The organism is Candidatus Nealsonbacteria bacterium CG07_land_8_20_14_0_80_39_13, from assembly GCA_002779355.1.
Taxonomy (GTDB): domain Bacteria; phylum Patescibacteriota; class Minisyncoccia; order Minisyncoccales.
Genome location: PEWS01000040.1, coordinates 16,070 through 32,375 on the forward strand (window position 1 = coordinate 16,070; position 16,306 = coordinate 32,375).

Annotated in this window: 18 protein-coding genes; 16 read left to right on the forward strand and 2 right to left on the reverse strand. The window is 38.7% G+C overall.

Annotated elements, in window-relative coordinates:
- Window positions 1-196 precede the first annotated feature (196 nt).
- The 11 genes from COS96_02800 (at window position 197) to COS96_02850 (ending at window position 9,030) form a co-directional block, all read left to right on the forward strand.
- The gene (locus COS96_02800) at window positions 197-799 is read left to right on the forward strand and encodes a ribonuclease HI (GenBank protein ID PIU43730.1); all 603 of its coding nucleotides are present in this window, start codon (window positions 197-199) and stop codon (window positions 797-799) included.
- A gap of 51 nt (window positions 800-850) precedes the next feature.
- The gene (locus COS96_02805; GenBank protein PIU43748.1) at window positions 851-1,375 is read left to right on the forward strand and encodes a M48 family peptidase; all 525 of its coding nucleotides are present in this window, start codon (window positions 851-853) and stop codon (window positions 1,373-1,375) included.
- Window positions 1,376-1,379: 4 nt separating this feature from the next.
- A complete protein-coding gene (locus COS96_02810; protein ID PIU43731.1) occupies window positions 1,380-2,294 on the forward strand; it encodes a hypothetical protein in 915 nt (304 codons plus the stop codon).
- Between the two features lie 165 nt (window positions 2,295-2,459).
- Entirely contained in the window at window positions 2,460-4,043 is a 1,584-nt protein-coding gene (locus tag COS96_02815) for a hypothetical protein (protein ID PIU43732.1), read from the forward strand.
- A 23-nt stretch (window positions 4,044-4,066) separates the two neighbouring features.
- Window positions 4,067-4,786 carry a lipoprotein-releasing system ATP-binding protein LolD gene (locus COS96_02820; GenBank protein ID PIU43733.1) on the forward strand — a complete coding sequence of 240 codons (720 nt, stop codon included), beginning with the start codon at window positions 4,067-4,069 and terminating at the stop codon, window positions 4,784-4,786.
- Window positions 4,774-6,003, forward strand: coding sequence for a hypothetical protein (locus tag COS96_02825; GenBank protein PIU43734.1), 1,230 nt, complete (start codon window positions 4,774-4,776; stop codon window positions 6,001-6,003). Before COS96_02820 ends, COS96_02825 begins: the two co-directional genes overlap by 13 nt.
- Window positions 6,004-6,045: 42 nt before the next feature.
- Entirely contained in the window at window positions 6,046-6,348 is a 303-nt protein-coding gene (locus COS96_02830; GenBank protein ID PIU43735.1) for a hypothetical protein, read from the forward strand.
- Window positions 6,349-6,363: 15 nt separating this feature from the next.
- Window positions 6,364-7,398, forward strand: a complete 1,035-nt coding sequence (locus tag COS96_02835) for an endolytic transglycosylase MltG (protein PIU43736.1) — start codon at window positions 6,364-6,366, stop codon at window positions 7,396-7,398.
- Between the two features lie 4 nt (window positions 7,399-7,402).
- Window positions 7,403-7,969: a hypothetical protein gene (locus tag COS96_02840; GenBank protein PIU43737.1), complete on the forward strand. Its 567-nt coding sequence runs from the start codon at window positions 7,403-7,405 to the stop codon at window positions 7,967-7,969.
- Between the two features lie 85 nt (window positions 7,970-8,054).
- Entirely contained in the window at window positions 8,055-8,582 is a 528-nt protein-coding gene (rplJ, locus tag COS96_02845) for a 50S ribosomal protein L10 (GenBank protein ID PIU43738.1), read from the forward strand.
- Window positions 8,583-8,601: 19 nt separating this feature from the next.
- The gene (locus tag COS96_02850; protein PIU43739.1) at window positions 8,602-9,030 is read left to right on the forward strand and encodes a 50S ribosomal protein L7/L12; all 429 of its coding nucleotides are present in this window, start codon (window positions 8,602-8,604) and stop codon (window positions 9,028-9,030) included.
- Window positions 9,031-9,210: 180 nt separating this feature from the next.
- On the opposite strand, the gene COS96_02855 is transcribed toward COS96_02850, so the two are convergent.
- Together COS96_02855 and COS96_02860 are read right to left on the reverse strand one after the other, a co-directional pair.
- Window positions 9,211-10,806, reverse strand: coding sequence for a hypothetical protein (locus COS96_02855; protein PIU43740.1), 1,596 nt, complete (start codon window positions 10,804-10,806; stop codon window positions 9,211-9,213).
- Between the two features lie 405 nt (window positions 10,807-11,211).
- A complete protein-coding gene (locus tag COS96_02860; protein ID PIU43741.1) occupies window positions 11,212-13,365 on the reverse strand; it encodes a hypothetical protein in 2,154 nt (717 codons plus the stop codon).
- 43 nt (window positions 13,366-13,408) lie between these two features.
- Here COS96_02860 and COS96_02865 point away from each other — a divergent pair, with 43 nt between their 5' ends.
- The 5 genes from COS96_02865 to COS96_02885 all read left to right on the forward strand — a co-directional run.
- Window positions 13,409-13,882, forward strand: a complete 474-nt coding sequence (locus COS96_02865) for a phosphopantetheine adenylyltransferase (protein ID PIU43742.1) — start codon at window positions 13,409-13,411, stop codon at window positions 13,880-13,882.
- A gap of 67 nt (window positions 13,883-13,949) precedes the next feature.
- Window positions 13,950-14,201 carry a hypothetical protein gene (locus COS96_02870; GenBank protein PIU43743.1) on the forward strand — a complete coding sequence of 84 codons (252 nt, stop codon included), beginning with the start codon at window positions 13,950-13,952 and terminating at the stop codon, window positions 14,199-14,201.
- Window positions 14,202-14,206: 5 nt separating this feature from the next.
- Complete coding sequence (locus COS96_02875; GenBank protein PIU43744.1) at window positions 14,207-14,545, forward strand: hypothetical protein; 339 nt, start codon at window positions 14,207-14,209, stop codon at window positions 14,543-14,545.
- Between the two features lie 22 nt (window positions 14,546-14,567).
- Window positions 14,568-15,578 (forward strand): shikimate dehydrogenase, encoded by a 1,011-nt coding sequence (locus COS96_02880; protein PIU43745.1) that lies wholly within the window; start codon window positions 14,568-14,570, stop codon window positions 15,576-15,578.
- Between the two features lie 76 nt (window positions 15,579-15,654).
- On the forward strand, window positions 15,655-16,306 hold a 652-nt coding region (locus COS96_02885), incomplete at its 3' end, for a hypothetical protein (GenBank protein ID PIU43746.1).

Sequence of the window (16,306 nt, forward strand, 5' to 3'; positions counted from 1 at the left end):
GTAATTCTGGATAATTACGCTTCGGCGGAGTTTTTTGTTTTCAAATAACGGTGAGGCGGGAAGGGGAGTTTACAGGGGTCAGACCCCTGCGGAATCTACAGGGGTCAGACCCCTGTGAAAACCCCTGTGAAATTTGTTTGTTGAGAAAGCAATTATTTTGCTTTCAGTGGAGAGGTTTTTTTGATAGAATAAATTTATGAAAAAACAGAAATTTTATGCTTACTCGGCTGATGGGAAAACAGGCATAGCTGATGACTGGCCATCTTGCGAAAAAATCGTTTCCGGAATTCAGGGCGCCAAGTTCAAGGGCTTTCTGACCGAAGCTGAAGCTAAGATGTGGCTGGAAGCCGGAGCGGATTACAAGATTAAACACTTAACCACTGAAAAGGGGATCTATTTTGACGCCGGAACAGGAGCCGGCCACGGGGTTGAGATTAATGTAACCGATGAAAAGGGAACAAGCTTACTGGATAAAGTTTTACCGGACACCCATATAAATCATCGCGGCCACCACTGGATTTTTAAAGATGTAACTAATAATTTTGGCGAATTACTGGCCTGCAAATACGCCTTGCAGATTGCGTTAAAGGAGGGGATTAAGGATGTTTTCGGCGACAGTAAGTTGATTATTGAGTTTTGGTCTAAGGGGTATGTAAAAAAAGAAAATATTCATCCGGAGACAATTGCCTTAAGCGCTGAAGTTAAAAAACTAAGATATGATTTTGAGAAATCAGGAGGGAAGATAGGGCGCGTTCCCGGCTCCGGCAACCCGGCCGATTTAGGTTTCCACAAAGGCTAACCATATTAAATTTCAAATTTCAAATTACAAATTTCAAAAACCATGGAGGAGATAAAGATAGATAAATTGATACGCTCCAAGAGAAGGAGCATCGCCTTAATCGTCTCGTCCGAGGCGACTCTTATTGTCCGAGCGCCAATGAGAACGACTTTGGAATATATTGAAGGTCTGGTTTTTGAAAAAAGGGCTTGGATAAAAAAGAAAAAGGATCAAATTTTAAAAAATAGCTGGCCGGCTAAAAAATGCGAAGAATTATCTCAAGAAAAGGCACTGGAGAAAATAACCGAAAGAGTGAATTTTTACAGTCGGATTACCGGTTGGAAATTTAAGTCCGTATCAATTACCAAGGCCGAATCAAGATGGGGCTCCTGCGGACCGAATAATTCAATTAATTTCAGTCGGCGGTTGATTATGGCGCCCATTGATGTTATTGATTATGTAGTTGTTCATGAATTGGCTCATATAGCGGAGAAAAATCATTCAAAAAAATTTTGGGACAAAGTGGAGGCAATTTTGCCTGATTATAAAGAAAAAAGAAAATGGTTAAAAGAAAAAGGCCATAATCTAAAAATATAAGCATATGGAAGAAATTTTTTTAGACGCTTTAATGGATTCATTTAAAATGGTTCCATTATTGTTAATAATTTATATCGGAATAGAGTTGATTGAATATAGATTCGGGAACAGGATAAGGGAGAAAATCCAAAAAGCCGGAGCGGTAGGTCCGGCAATAGGGGCGATAGCCGGGAGTTTTCCTCAATGCGGTTTTTCGGTTGTCGCCACAGCTTTGTATACCCAAAGATTAGTTACTGTGGGGACGCTAATGGCTGTTTATCTTTCCACTTCCGATGAAGCTATCCCGATAATTTTAGCCCAGCCGGACAAAACCGGAATTATTTTACCTTTAATTTCAACGAAGATTTTCATCGCCTTAATGGCCGGATACGCTATTGATTCGGCCTTCAGAAAAGAAAACAAAAAAATACTGGCTCATATTGAATCGTATGCGCATAGCAAAGATGATAAGGATCATCATCACGAGTCAGTAATAGAAGAAAAAGCCTGTTGCGGGCACAGCGCTAGCGCCTTGGCTAAAGGATTCAATCCGAAAGAGATATTTTTTCATCCTGTAATTCACACTTTTAAAATTTTCGTTTTTATTTTTGCCGTTTCGTTCCTGATCAACTTCGCTATTTTTCAAATAGGCGAAGAGGCGTTTGGTAAGTTATTTTTAAGCAATAGCTTTCTTCAGCCATTTTTAATGGGATTAGTCGGACTGATTCCGAACTGCGTCGCTTCTGTTGCTATAACTCAATTATATCTTGGGGGATTGATTTCTTTCGGTTCGGTTATTGCCGGATTATGCGCCAGCGGGGGATTGGGGATACTGGTTTTATTCAGGGAGGAAAAAGACAAGAAAAATGTGTTCAGGATTTTACTCCTGCTCTTCGGCATAAGCGTCTCCTCCGGTCTGATAATCCAACACCTTTTTTAGCTTTTAATTGGTTTTAAAGTTTGATAAAATGTTATTAAATTATAAATTTAAGAAAATCGGCCAGGGGCATCGGCCAGAGGCCCCAGCCAAAGGCTCCAGCCAAAGGCTGGTCAGCCTCTGGCCGAGGTCAGCTTCTGGCCGAGATAGTCCTCTGGACTAAAAAATATGGATGAAGAAAATAAGAAAAACAAGAAAGGTTGGGCGGGGAAAATCGCGGTTTTGGTTGCTATTATAATAGTGGCTTATTTTGGTCTTTCTCAAACAATTTTTAAGCAAAAAGAGACAGGATTTAGGGTCGTGAAAGCGGAGATGAGAAATATTGTTCAGGAAATATCAGAGACAGGGACAGTTAAAAAAGGGGAAGAAACAAGACTGTCTTTTAAAAATGGAGGACGGATAGAAAAAATTTGGGTCAAAGCCGGAGATAATGTTGTTAAGGGAGAGGCTTTGGCGAAAGTTGACATAAGTGAAGTATCAATAAAGCTTTCCGAAGCCAAAGCTAATTTATTATTTGTTAAAGCAAAATTGGAGAAATTGATGGCCGGCGCGAGCAATGAGGAAAAAGCCAGCGCTGAAACAGCGGTTTTGAACGCCGAAACAGCAGTTAAAAACGCAGAACATAATTTGGAAAATATAAAAGCTTCAGCTGAAAATAATCTCCTTGACACACAAGAAGACGCTAAGATTGTTTTAAACTCCGCTTATTTGACTATAAGCAATTCTTTTAATGTTGCTGATTTGATAGAGAGAACTTATTTTTCCGCTAACGATCAGGAGGGGATATTGGTCAGGGAAAGCGTTGAAAAAATAGAAAAATTCTTATCCGTTGAGAATGACCTTGCTAAAATGGAGGGGAATCTTAATATTGTATCTGATGCGTTAAAGAAAATCAGGGATATCTGCGAAGAAACGAAGTACAGAAATATTGTTTCTTCAACCGATAAGGCTTCTTTGGATACTCAAAGGACGAATATAAACACAGCCTTAACCAATGTTGTTAATTCCGAGCAGGCAATTTCCTCTGTTAAATTAACCAATGAATATAATATTAATTATGCGGGAACATCTCTCTCTTCGACTAAGGGAACCTTGGCCTCCGCTCAAAACAGCTTAGCTCTGCTGATAGCTCCGCCTCGCCAGGAAGATGTTAATTCTTACAAGGCTCAAGTAGTTCAGGCCGAAAGCAGTGTTGCTCTTTTGGAAAACCAGCTGAAAGAAGCTGTTTTGAGAAGTCCGTCTGACGGTCAAATAATAAGGGTTGAGGGAAAAGAGGGAGAGATGCAGGTGGCCGGAAGCCTCGCTATGTCTTTCTTGCCGACAGCCTTGTTTGAGATTGAAGTGAATATCTATGAAGAGGATATTGCTAAAATAAATCTTGGCGACCCGGCTGGTATTTCGCTGATAGCTTTTCCGGATAAAAAACTCAACGGAGAAGTAATCGCCATTGATCCGGCTGAAGAACTTATTGAAGGGGTTGTTTATTACAAGACAAAAATAAGCATCAAGGATGCGCCGGAAGAAGTTAGGCCGGGAATGACCGCTGATATAGACATTAAAAAGAATATTAAAGAGAATGTGCTGACTATCCCATCGGAAGCAGTTGGAAAGGAAAATGGAAAAGCGTTTGTTCAGTACCTGAAGAATGGAAAGATAGAAAAAAAAGAAATCATCATTGGCGCTCAAGGAAGTGGCGGTTTAGTTGAAATAATCTCCGGATTGAGCGAGGGCGATGAAATAAGAGTCAAATAAGTTAAATAAATAGCAAAATCTAAATGGTAAACGACAAGTCATTGATCAAACTGGAGGATGTTTGGAAAATATATCAGCTGGGAAAAGTGGAGCTGACGGCTTTAAAAGGCGTAATCCTTGAAATTTTTGAAGGCTCTTTTGTGAGCATAGTCGGCTCATCAGGATCCGGAAAATCAACTTTATTAAATATGCTCGGTTGTCTGGATTTCCCCTCAAAGGGAAAAACTTTTTTGAAAGGGAAAGACATTTCTCTTTTAAGCGAAGATGAGCTTTCTCAAGCCAGAGGGAAAATCATCGGTTTTGTTTTCCAAGAGTTTAATTTATTGCCCAATTTTTCCGCTCTTCAGAACGTAATGTTTCCGATGATTTTTCAGGGAATTCCGGAGGCGGAGAGGGTGAAAAAAGCCAAAGAACTTTTAATTTCACTGGGACTGAAAGAAAGAATTTGTCATCAACCGTCTGAATTATCGGGCGGAGAAAGACAAAGGGTGGCTATTGCCAGGGCATTAGCCAATGATCCGGAAATGATTATAGCTGATGAGCCTACCGGAAATTTAGACTCTGTTACGGGAACCAAGATAATGGAAATTTTGACCGATTTTCACAAAAATTTAGGGAGAACGGTTGTCGTTGTTACTCACGATCCGAAAGTGGCAAGATATAGCAAGGAGATGATTAATATTAAGGATGGGGAGATAATATCCGACCATTCCAATTCAAACGAATCATTATGGAAGAAATAAGGGATTATTTAAAAATAGCGTTTCAAAACCTAAAGACGCGGTCATTGAGAAGCTGGCTTACGATTCTTGGAATTGTCATCGGGGTTTTTCTTATTGTAAGTTTATTATCTTTAAGCGAGGGGCTGAAAACCACAATAAACAAACAATTAAAGGCCATGGGCGGAGAAATTATCATTGTAATGCCCGGTGATGAATCCAACCCCTTTGCGTCAATGATGGTCGGAGGAGTTGAATTAGAAAGAGAAGATATTTCAGCTATACAAAAGACTGAAGGAGTTGATAAGGTTATTACTATGTCTTATAGTAGCGCCATTTCCAGATATAATGGCGAGGGAAAAACAACTTTTCTGGGAGGATTATCTTTAAGAGACGGCCAAGAAATTTTGTCAAGGTTTGAAGGATGGACCATAGGGGAGGGAAGATGGCCTATTTTTGGTAAAAATGAAGTCATTGTCGGGAAAAAATTAGCGGAGGATATTTTTGAAGATAATATAATCGTCAATAGCGACATAATGATTAAAGGAAGGAAGATGAAGGTTGTCGGGATATTGGAATCTTTAGGCAGTAAGACAGATGACAGTTTTGTCTATATGGATATGGATGTTTACGAGAATATCACAGGGAAGAAAAAGGGGAGCGCTCAAATGGCTATGGTCAAAGTAAGCGATGGCGTCTTAATCAATGATATAGCCGATAAAATAAAATTAGCTTTAGAGAAAACAACAAAAAGAAGAGGCGGAACGGATGCGGCAAGTTTCGCCGTTATCACCGCAGAAAAAGTGAGTGGAATAGCAAATGACATCCTGTCGGTCGTTCAAGCTGTTATAGTTGGGTTCGCAAGCATCGCTATTATTGTCGGCGGAATCGGGATAATGAATACTATGCTTACCTCTGTCAGAGAGAGAACAAAGGAAATAGGAATAATGAAGGCCATTGGGGCTAAAAATTCAGCCATAACATCTATTTTTTTAATGGAAGCGGCTATTATAGGATTTGTTGGCGGGATTGGGGGAACCGCGTTAGGAACAATAATGGCTAAGTTAATAGAGGTATACGGACAAGTTCATCCGATGTTCTATTTTTCTGCAGTTATATCTCCGGGATTAGTTTTATTTGGATTGATTTTTTCTTTAGTCGTTGGCTGCTTAGCCGGGTTTCTTCCGGCGAGAAGAGCAGCGAAATTAAGGCCGGTCGACGCCTTAAGAAGATACGAATAACAATCAAAATTACAAATTATAAATTACAAATTACAAAAAATTATGGTTTTTGAATTATTATTTGCGGGGTTTGGCGGGGGATTGATGAGGGGATTGGTCGGTTTTCTTAAACACCAATTCGCTTACAAAACCGTTGATTTTAAGTGGCCTTATTTCTTAGGGGTAAGCGTTATGTCAGGGCTTATCGGAATGTTTTCAACTCTGGCTATGACAGGAGTCGGATTTTCATTGGAAGGGGTTTTTACCCCGGCTTTGGCTTTTATCATCGGTTATGCCGGAGGCGATTTCATTGAAAACATTTACAAAATCATCATCCAAAAATCCTCCCTCTACACAAAAAAATAACGTATAATTGAATTTATGTCGTTGAAAAGGGAATTACTTATCATTATCTGTTTTGTTTTTTTGTCTTTGACTCTGATTGTGTCGGTTTCTTTCGCTTTGTTTGAGATGGAGACAAAGAAGCCTTTTAATCTTCAGGGGAAAGAAGAGGTTTTTGTTGTTGAGAAAGGGGAGGGGGCTAAACAAATAGCCAAAAATCTTGGGGAAAAGGGGGTTATCAGAAATGACATTCTTTTTATTCTTTACGTTCTGAAAAGCGGTGAGGCCGGGAAAATTAAGGCCGGAAAATATTCTCTCTCCTCGGCTATGACTATTTCTCAAATAGCGGAGAAATTAGTTAAAGGCGAAGTGATGAAAGAAAAAATTATCATTCTTGAAGGATGGAGTTTGCGGGATATTGAGAGAGAGCTGATTTCCAAATTCCTCGTCCAGAGGACGACCAGCCTCTGGCTGGAAATTTCAGCAGAGAATGTGAAGTCATATAAGGAAGATTATGAATTTTTGAAGGATGCGCCGGACAGCGCTACCCTTGAGGGCTATATTTTCCCGGACACTTATGAGGTTGACGAAGGAGAAACCACAAAAAGTATAACCAGAAAAGCTTTGGATAATTTTGATAAGAAGTTGACGGAAGACTTAAGAAAAGAAATAAAGAAACAAAATAAAAGCATATTTGAAATCGTGACAATGGCTTCTTTGTTGGAAAAAGAGGTCAGGACATCAGAGGATAAAAAAATTGTTTCCGGAATTTTTTGGAAAAGAATAAGCATCGGCCAGCCGTTGCAAAGCTGCGCCACTGTCGCTTACGCCATCGGGGTTGATAAATGGAGGTATTCATATGAAGACACAAGAACTAAATCTCCTTATAATACTTACTTGAATCAGGGATTGCCCATTGGTCCTATTTCTAATCCCGGGCTTGAGAGCATTAAGGCGGCGATTGAGCCGGAAAAAAGCGATTATTGGTATTATCTTTCAGATACTGAAGGAAAAACAATATTCAGTAAGACATTTGAGGAACATAATATAGCCAAGGCAAAATACCTTAAATAAAATTATGAAAAAAAAGCCAAAGGTGGCGATGGTTATTTCTTTTAGGGATTTCAGGGATGAGGAGCTTTTTGTTCCGATGGAAATTTTGAATAAGGCGGGGATAGAAACAAAAGTCATTTCCAATAAAAAAGGCTTGGCGATCGGGGCTGATGGGGGAGAGATTGAGGTTAATATTTTAGCTTCAGAATTAAAAGTGGAGGAGTTTGACGCTATAATTTTTATCGGTGGCCCGGGCTGTTTGAAAAATCTGGACAACGAAATTTCTTATGAAATTATCCGCCAAACGATTCATCAAGGGAAGATTTTGGCCGGAATATGCATCAGTCCTGTTATTTTGGCTAAAGCCGGGGCGCTGAAAGGGAAGAGGGCAACGGTTTGGTCTAATTCAATGGACAAGTCAACTATAAAAATCCTAAAGGAAAATAGGGCTATTTACCAAAAAGAGCCGGTTGTGGTTGACGGAAATATCATCACATCCTCCGGCCCCTCCTCCGCCAAGGATTTTGCCGGAACTCTTGACAGGATTTTAAAAAAGAATATACTTGAGACAGGATCCGCAGACAGCAGGTAATTAAATCCTGCCGAGGAAACAAGTCGTCTTTTTGTTTACCCTTTGTCTGCAATAGCAGATTTTTTTATTCACTAAAATCAAAGATATGCCATTAACTAAAAAACGAAAACAAAATATCGTAGAAAGCTTAAAGAGCAAGTTTGAAAAGCAAAAATCTATAATTTTTCTTGACTACTGTGGCTTGAAGGTAAAAGACACTCTCAATTTGAGGAAGAAAATGAAGGAACAGGGATGCGAGTTAAAAATAGCCAAAAAAACATTGCTCGGATTGATTCTTGACGGCTCGGGACAGGGAATGAAAGAGAAAGTGAAGAAATTGCCCGGGCAAATAGCTATCGGATTCGGATATGAAGATGAAGTAATGCCCTTTAAGATTTCAGGAGATTTTTCAAAAACAAATACTAACGTTAAGGTTTTGGGAGGAATATTGAGTACGAAGAAAGATGAATTTTTATCTTCAGAGCAGGCGATAGTCTTATCGCAATTGCCGAGCAAGAAAGAACTTTTGGCGAAATTGGTAGGAAGCATGAAGTCCCCGATATCAGGCTTCGTCAATGTTTTAGGGGGGAATCTTAAAGGTCTGTTGCGTGTTTTAAGCCAAATCAAATCATAATAAATTAACCAAAAAAAATATGACAGAAGAAATTAAAAAAGAGGAAGAAGCAGTAGAGGTACCGGAGAAATTTAAAAAATTAGTCGGAGAAATAGAGCAGATGTCCGTTTTGGACTTAGCTGAATTAGTAAAGGTATTGGAGAAGAAATTCGGCGTTTCCAGCGCTACTCCAATGGTTATGGTCGCTGCCGGAGGAGTCGCAGGAGGAGCTCCTGCCACAGAAGAGAAATCTTCTTTCAATGTTGAACTCAAAGCAGCAGGCGACAAGAAAATTGAAGTAATTAAAGCAGTTAGAGATCTTACGGGAAAGGGATTGAAAGAGGCTAAAGATTTAGTTGACGCCGTCGTCGCCGCTCCTCAAATGATTAAGGAGAATGTTAAGAAAGAGGAAGCGGAAGAAATGAAGAAGAAATTCACTGAAGCCGGCGCCACCGTAGAACTGAAATAAGCGAAAAACAAAATCCCGCAGAAATGCGGGATTTGCTTTATTTATAATCCTCTTTTTCCAAACGACAAAAGTTTTTGTCATCTCGAAAAAAAGTGTCTTGAATTTTAGTTTTCTAAATTAGTTTTCTAAAATTCAAGACTTTTTATAAAGGGTCATGCGATATTAGTCGCATAACTCTATTTATATAAAGTCTTCGCCCAGAATAAAGACTTTTTTACCATTGCTTTTTTTGGTTCTTAATGTGCTTTTTAGTTTCTCGAAGTCTTCGTGCTCGGCTTTTTCAGCCAGCTTTCTTGCGCACCTTGGCAGCCAGCAATGTTTGAACAGACATCCTTTGCATCCCCCCTTAATTTTTTCCGAACAATCATTGGGGAAAAAATCTTTGTCCGCTCCCATTGCCACGACGTTAAGGATGTCGTCTTCACTAAGTAACGATCTGTCCTTACTTGTTTCCATCGTCCCGTTCACGATCCCGATTATCTCATCACCTGCGGATATCGCGTACCAGACGTCCGATTGCAAGTCTTCCGGTTCGGTCAATTCTTTGTAAGAGAGAGTTTTCTCGGTTCTTCTTGCTCTGGCCTCTTTTTTCCTCAGTATTGCTAAGGTATCTTTATTTTCTACCGTTATCCGATTGTTTTCTAAGCGGTAAAAAATTTGAATGCCTGTATTTCTTCCCATTGTTGTCACGTCATTAATGACGACTGCACCGGTTCTATACCAGTTTCTATAGTATGCGGGAAACGAGGGAATGTCTGCGCCTATCTCAGTGGCTTTTTTCTTCATGGCACTTGTGATCCTGAACAGCGCCATTGTCTGTGGTTCTCCGCAGAGTCCTTTTACCTGTTCAGATTTGTCAGGCATCATTTCCCCACAACGATAGAATCCTGTCTGTTTCTCCATCCACAAATCCAGAACCTTGAAGGTTAAATGCTCTATTTCCTTCTTTTTTCCGATTAGGATAGCATCGCCTATAAGACCGCCAAGACTTAAGTATGGGGCGTCACCTAGAGAGGTTTCATCTATATGTTTTTCTAAAGGGAGAACCCTTTCGTCCGAACAGTTTTCTAATCTTCCGGTTTTCACTCTTTGTTCTACCCAGAAATTTAGCATTTTCCCTGCTTGTTTTTTGCACTCACTTCTGATTTTCCTAAAGCTGTTTTTGTCTTCGGACTTATAATAAAGCCTTTCTGCCTCATAATGGATGTCGAAGAGGAACTCTGCTTCTTTCAACGCTTCCCTTTTATCGTCAGCCACCGCATATGTCAAGTTTATTATTTGGGGAAGATTCAATGTTTTGCTTTTTTTCCTAATAACTTTTTCGTTGACTATGCCGATCAATCTCTGAATAGCCGGGTTGTCATTTATTTTAAGCCGTCTGGCTAAGACTTCCGTAGCGCACATTTCTCTTCCATTATCGGCAAATTCATGCCCCACGAAACAACAGTGCCCTTCCAATTCTTTTGGCGCAGGTCCCACATCTATGAGAAAATTGCCTTTATTGGCTAGGGTAATAATGTCATTAACGTCGAGCTCTCCTTCTACGAGCCTTATTCTATTTTTTTCTATTTTTGAATTTCCGAATCTACTCTCCAGCACCCAACACATAGTCGAGTCCAGATTAAGCGGTTTACGTATTACGTAATGCCGTTCGTCCACAGTTCTTTCTTCCATTTGCGACCTCTCGTCACTTTGTCCTTTTGGATTCTTCTTATAAGAACCCTCACGTCCCTTTGGACGGGTACCTTTTAGGGGCACCTTTATTTTGTTCTCCATTTTTGTTTTTTATATATTTTTTATATTTTTGGCTTATCTCCCTTCAGATTCTTTCTCTCTTCAGGGTGCCAAGCTGGCCACTAATTTCTTAACGAACAATTTGGCTACCTGAAGAATTCATTTCTTCCCTTCTGCAATAAAAAACAAAAATGGCTTCTTCCCGCCGTCGGGCGGGACCCCCCGCCTATAGCGGGGTGGCTTTCTCTTTATGGATTTTTAAAGAACTACCAATGTTTACTGTTTAGAGTATAGTATATCTATATATATTTTGTCAAACATTTTTCGGAAAACGCTGATAGATGCTGATATTGCTGATTTCCGTTAATAAAAAAACAGATTAACCCGTTCCAGCCAGAGGCTGGTCCACCTATGGCGGAAACCCGTTAATCTCTTAATTTCAAAATATCAGAAAGTGATTTTGAAGACTTCTAAGCCATTAAGAATGTAAATGGTTTTGCCGTTTTCGGAAACGGAGAAGTCTAAAAGATTGTCAAAGCTGTCGCTTTGAAATTGCCTGATAACCTTTCCTGTTTTGTCCAGAATGATTATCCTTTTTTGAGATGGCTCTGAAATATACAAATAAGGGAGTTCGGTTGAAGTAAAAATCTTTGACAAATCTTTAATCGCCGGGAAAATATCTATTTTTAAAGTTTCCTTGAATTCGCCGGCGTAATATCTGTATATGGAATTATCTTTTGCCAGAACCCAGACATTGTCGTCAACCGCCATTGATTTGGCGTCAATATTTCTTGAAGCGTCGGAGGAAAGCCAAGAAACAGCCTCCACCCATTTGGATTTCCCGAGGAAAGGGTATTTTATTATTTTTCCGGATTTTTTATCCAGAAAGTAAAGATGAGAGGCGAAAGAAGAGACATTGCTCAAATTAGCTTCCGGATAGGGGGGGACCAAGGTGAGGGGATCCTCTATTCCCCCTACATTTAGTCCTGTTATCTGATTTGGCCCCGAGAATAAAATCACAAAATCAGTCAGATTTGCGGCTGAATCAAATTTTTGCTCTGTTTCCTCTTTATTTCCCTGCCCCTTTTCATCCAATCTGAATAATCCTTGAGCATAATGGCTGAAGAAATAATTGTCTTTCCCAAAAGAGATGATCCTTTGCGGAACAAAATTTTCCGATTTAAATTGGAAAAATATTTCAGGATTTTTTATTTCCTCCAGATTATTCAGTTCGTTCAATTCTTGAGATATTTTATTTTCCAAGGAAAGAATTTGTCCCCTTAATTCTTTGGGCACAAAAACCGACTCCTTAATCAAAACAGATATTTCATTCCAGCTTTCTTCAAGGAGAACGTCAGCGTCTTTTCTTGCTTGAGGGTTTGTTTCTTTCAATAGCAGAAAGCTTTCCGCTTGTTCAACTTTTTGCTCAATTTTTTCAAAATCTTCCCGATAGTTTTCCACTTTTTTGTTTTCTTGCCAGCTAAAAATCAGAAAACCGATAAATAGGCAGATAAAAAAGGAAAATATCAGGAACAGATTACTTTGAATTCTCCTTGACTCGTCCATATCTTTTATCCTCATTTTAAGCTTGAGAACCGGAAAGGAAAAATTATCTAAAGCCGGCAAATTGATATAGAATCTTTTTTTCTGCGCATCCTTTTTTGTTTTTTTTATCTTTGGCGCAGACGATTTCTTTGTTGTCTTTTTGAATTGGGACTTGAGGAAGTTGAAAACAGGAAGAATAATTTTTTTCATTAAAAGATTCTTCGCCTTTTTAGCCGGCGCAGTGAATGGAATAAAAACCGCTTCCCTGAAAGAAAATTCTTTTTTCTCGGCTCGGGAGGAGATTCTCTCTTTTTTCTGCGGAGCTAAGCTATTTTCCTTTAAGTTTTCTTTTACCGGGATTTCTTTTGAATTTCCTTTTTTCGGAGTCTTGTCGTTAAGGAATAGAAGCAGGAAAACGCCTGAAATAACAGACAGCTCTTTCTTCTTAGATTTAAGAAACAGCTTAAGGCTTTCTCCATTAAAAGGCTTTATTTTAGCTATTTCTTCCGTTAATTTTTTGTCGGTAAAAAAATCAAAAACATCTTTGGTGAAAGCCATCAGAATATCTCCTTCAGCGATTTTACCCGAGGCAATGTTGCCGAAAACTTTCAATGGAAAAGGCTCTATGGTTTCATTTTTTATCTTTTCATCAATGTTAATCAGCTGGCCTTCCCTAATCAGGATAAATTTTATATCTCCTGTCTTGGTAAAATTGATTTCAGAATTTTTTATTGCAATCGCCCCGAGGTTTAAATTGCCCAACCAGCCGACTTCTCCATTTTTCGTCAATTCCTGCAAATATTCATTGGCTTTCTGAAGGCTTTTCTTTAAAGATTCTTCACTGGAGACCAAAGTTGAACCATAATACCTTTCCCTTATCAGCTTGGCTAATTTATCCAAAAAGGCGACATCGTGGGGGATGGCGTTTCTAAGAAGTCCGAGCATATATAAGCTTCCGACTCTCCGTTCGTAAACATTTTCCGGCTCATAGCAAAAGCTGTCAAAAATTAAACTCGGTTTCAAATCGGGATTAAAATGAAATTCAAAAACTTGCATAATTTTATTATACTATTTTATTCCAATATGTTAAAATATCAGTATGGTGGATAACAAAAAAAACGAGAAGGAAACTGTCGTCGGAGGCACTTTTGACATACTCCATGACGGACATAAAAAATTATTAAGAGAAGCTTACGGAATTGGAGGGAGAGTGATGATCGGCTTAACTTCTGACGAAATGGCTCTGCAGACAAGGAACAGGGAGATAGCCGGCTTTGAAGATAGGAAGAAAGAATTAGAACTTTTTATTTCCGGAGAATTAAAGTCAAAGCCGGATGTTGTGGAAATTAAAGATAAATTCGGCTCTACCCTTGAGAGGGATTTTGATTATATAGTGGTTTCTCCGGAAACTTTCCCGACCGCCATAGCCATCAATGAGGAAAGAAAAAAAATAAATAAAAAGTCGATAGAGATTATTAAAATAGATTTTGTCTTAGCCGAAGACGGAAAACCTATTTCTTCAGAAAGAATATCAAAAGGAGAAATAGATAAACACGGCAAACTACTAAGCTAGCTTGTAGGAATTAGCTTGTAGGCGGGTAGCCTACAACCTACTGCCCTACAACCTACAAACTAAACATATGTTTGACCAACTTAAAAATTTAGGAAAAATGAGAGAGATTCAAAATATACTCTCTAAGGAAAGAGTAACCGTTGAAAGAGACGGAATTAAGGTTACGGTTAACGGAAAAATGGAAATGGAAGAAATAATCTTAAGCCCCGATATGGAGAAGGGGAAACAGGAAAGAATCTTAAAAGATTGCATTAATGAAGCGGTCAAGAAAATTCAATTTTCAGCTGCTCAAAAAATGTCCCAAATGGGCGGATCTTAATTTCCATGATAATCGTAGAAAGGAAACCTGAGAAAATTTTATGGACAGAACACTCAAAAAGAAAAATGCGCTATTATCGGCTCTCTGAAGGTAAAGTTTTAAGGGTATTAAGAAGGCCTGATAGGAAAGAAGAGGGAATCGCTCCGAAAACAATCGCTGTTATGCAGAAAAGCGGAACAAAGAAGAGGCCGACGGAAATTTGGATGATGTACCAAATAAAAAATGGAAAAATAAGGAAGGTTATAATAATAAGCGCGTGGAGGTATCCGGGGATAAGTCCGATCGGAGAAAAATTACCGATACCGATTGACATCCTTGAAGAACTTTCCGATTTAATAAATTAATCTAAAGTTAAAATAATTGAATATGAAAAAATTCGCTTTTTTAATCCATCCAAGAGCATCACTTCGGGAAGATATGGGAAAAGTCTTTCCTCTTTTTAAATTTCTGCCGGAAAAATTTCTGGAATGGATGGTCAAATGTTTGAATCCGATGGCCAGAGGAAAAATAATCTTTTCAGGAAGCAAGGAGGTAGCGGGATGGATTATTGTCGTTCCACTGTCTGCCCGTCAATTTTTTTCCTTGCCAAGGGATTTTGTTGTGAAAAAAATAATAAAAGCGGTGGAGATGGCGAAAAAAATGGGCGTTGAGGTTGTCGGGTTAGGAGAACTTACCTCTCCCGTCACTCATGGTGGAGAAAATTTAAAAGCGAAGATAGACGGGGTTGCTATCACCACTGGTAATTCTTTGACTGCGGCCATCGCAGTTAAAGTTATTGAAAAAATAAATAATATCAGGAGTTTAGATATCGTAAAGGAAAAGATAGCTATAATTGGAGCGGGCGGTTCTGTCGGGAAGGGAGCGTCTTTTCTTTTGGCTCAAAAAGGCGCCTCTTTGATTTTAGTTGAAAAAGAAGAAAAAATAGAAGCTTTAAAAAAAATTTTTTCTTCCTATGCTAACGTTCGGGTGGAAAAGGATATTTCTTTTATTAAGGAAGCGGAAATAGTGGTGGTTACCACATCATCAACAGAACAGATTATAAAATCAGATTATTTGAAACAAGGAGCCATTGTTTATGACATCACCCAGCCTCGCAATACATCTCCTGATATACTGACAGAAAGAAAAGACGTAACGATTATTGATGGGGGGGTTATTGATACCCCAAAGATTGATTACGGCATGAATATAGGTTTGAAAAAAAATCAAGCTTATGCATGTTTAGTGGAAACAATGATTTGCGCCATGGAGGGGGATGGGGAAAGCCATACGGGATACACAACCCCTGAATCAGCAAGAAAAATGTTCAGTTTAATGGGAAAATATCAAGATTATTTTAAGATAAATATTTCCCAAAGCTTTGGGAAGTCATTATAAGTTAATCTATTTCTCATCAATGACGATAGACGCAATATTTATAAATACCTATTCTTCCCTTATCAGCGGACTATTTATGATAGCGATGGGTGTTTTTGTCTTCAGCAAGAACCCATGGAAAAGGCTGAATACAATATTCTTTTTTTTCTGCTCTGCGGTGGCTGTTTGGCTTATTTGTACCTTTATAATGTATAAAAGCGATAGCGATATTTGGCGCATATTTTGGGATAAGATGGTCTATATCGGGGTAGTTTTCATTCCCATATTAATGTATCATTTCGGACTGGTTTTTACCGAAACAGAAGAAAAAAATAAAGTTAATCTTTATTTAGGATATTTTTTCTCATTAGTGTTCCTTTTACTAAGTCGAACATCTTATTTTGTAAACGATTTATACAGATATGAATGGGGGGTTCATACTCAAGCTGGATTCGCCCATCATTTGTTTTTAGCATTCTTCTTTTTTTACGTGTTATTGTTTCTTCTTGAAATATATAATTTTTTAAAAATAACTCAAAAAAAATACGGAAAAATTAGAAGGAATCAGGTAAAATATTTGTTAATTTCCTTTATTACGATGAACATGGCAGCTTATGCGTTTTTGGCAGCCTATGGGATAAATGTAAATCCTTTGGGGGCGTATCTATTGGAAATAATTTCTGTTTCAATATTAGCTTTGGCAATTACCAAATATCATCTTTTTGAGATAAGGGTTATTCTGACCGAAA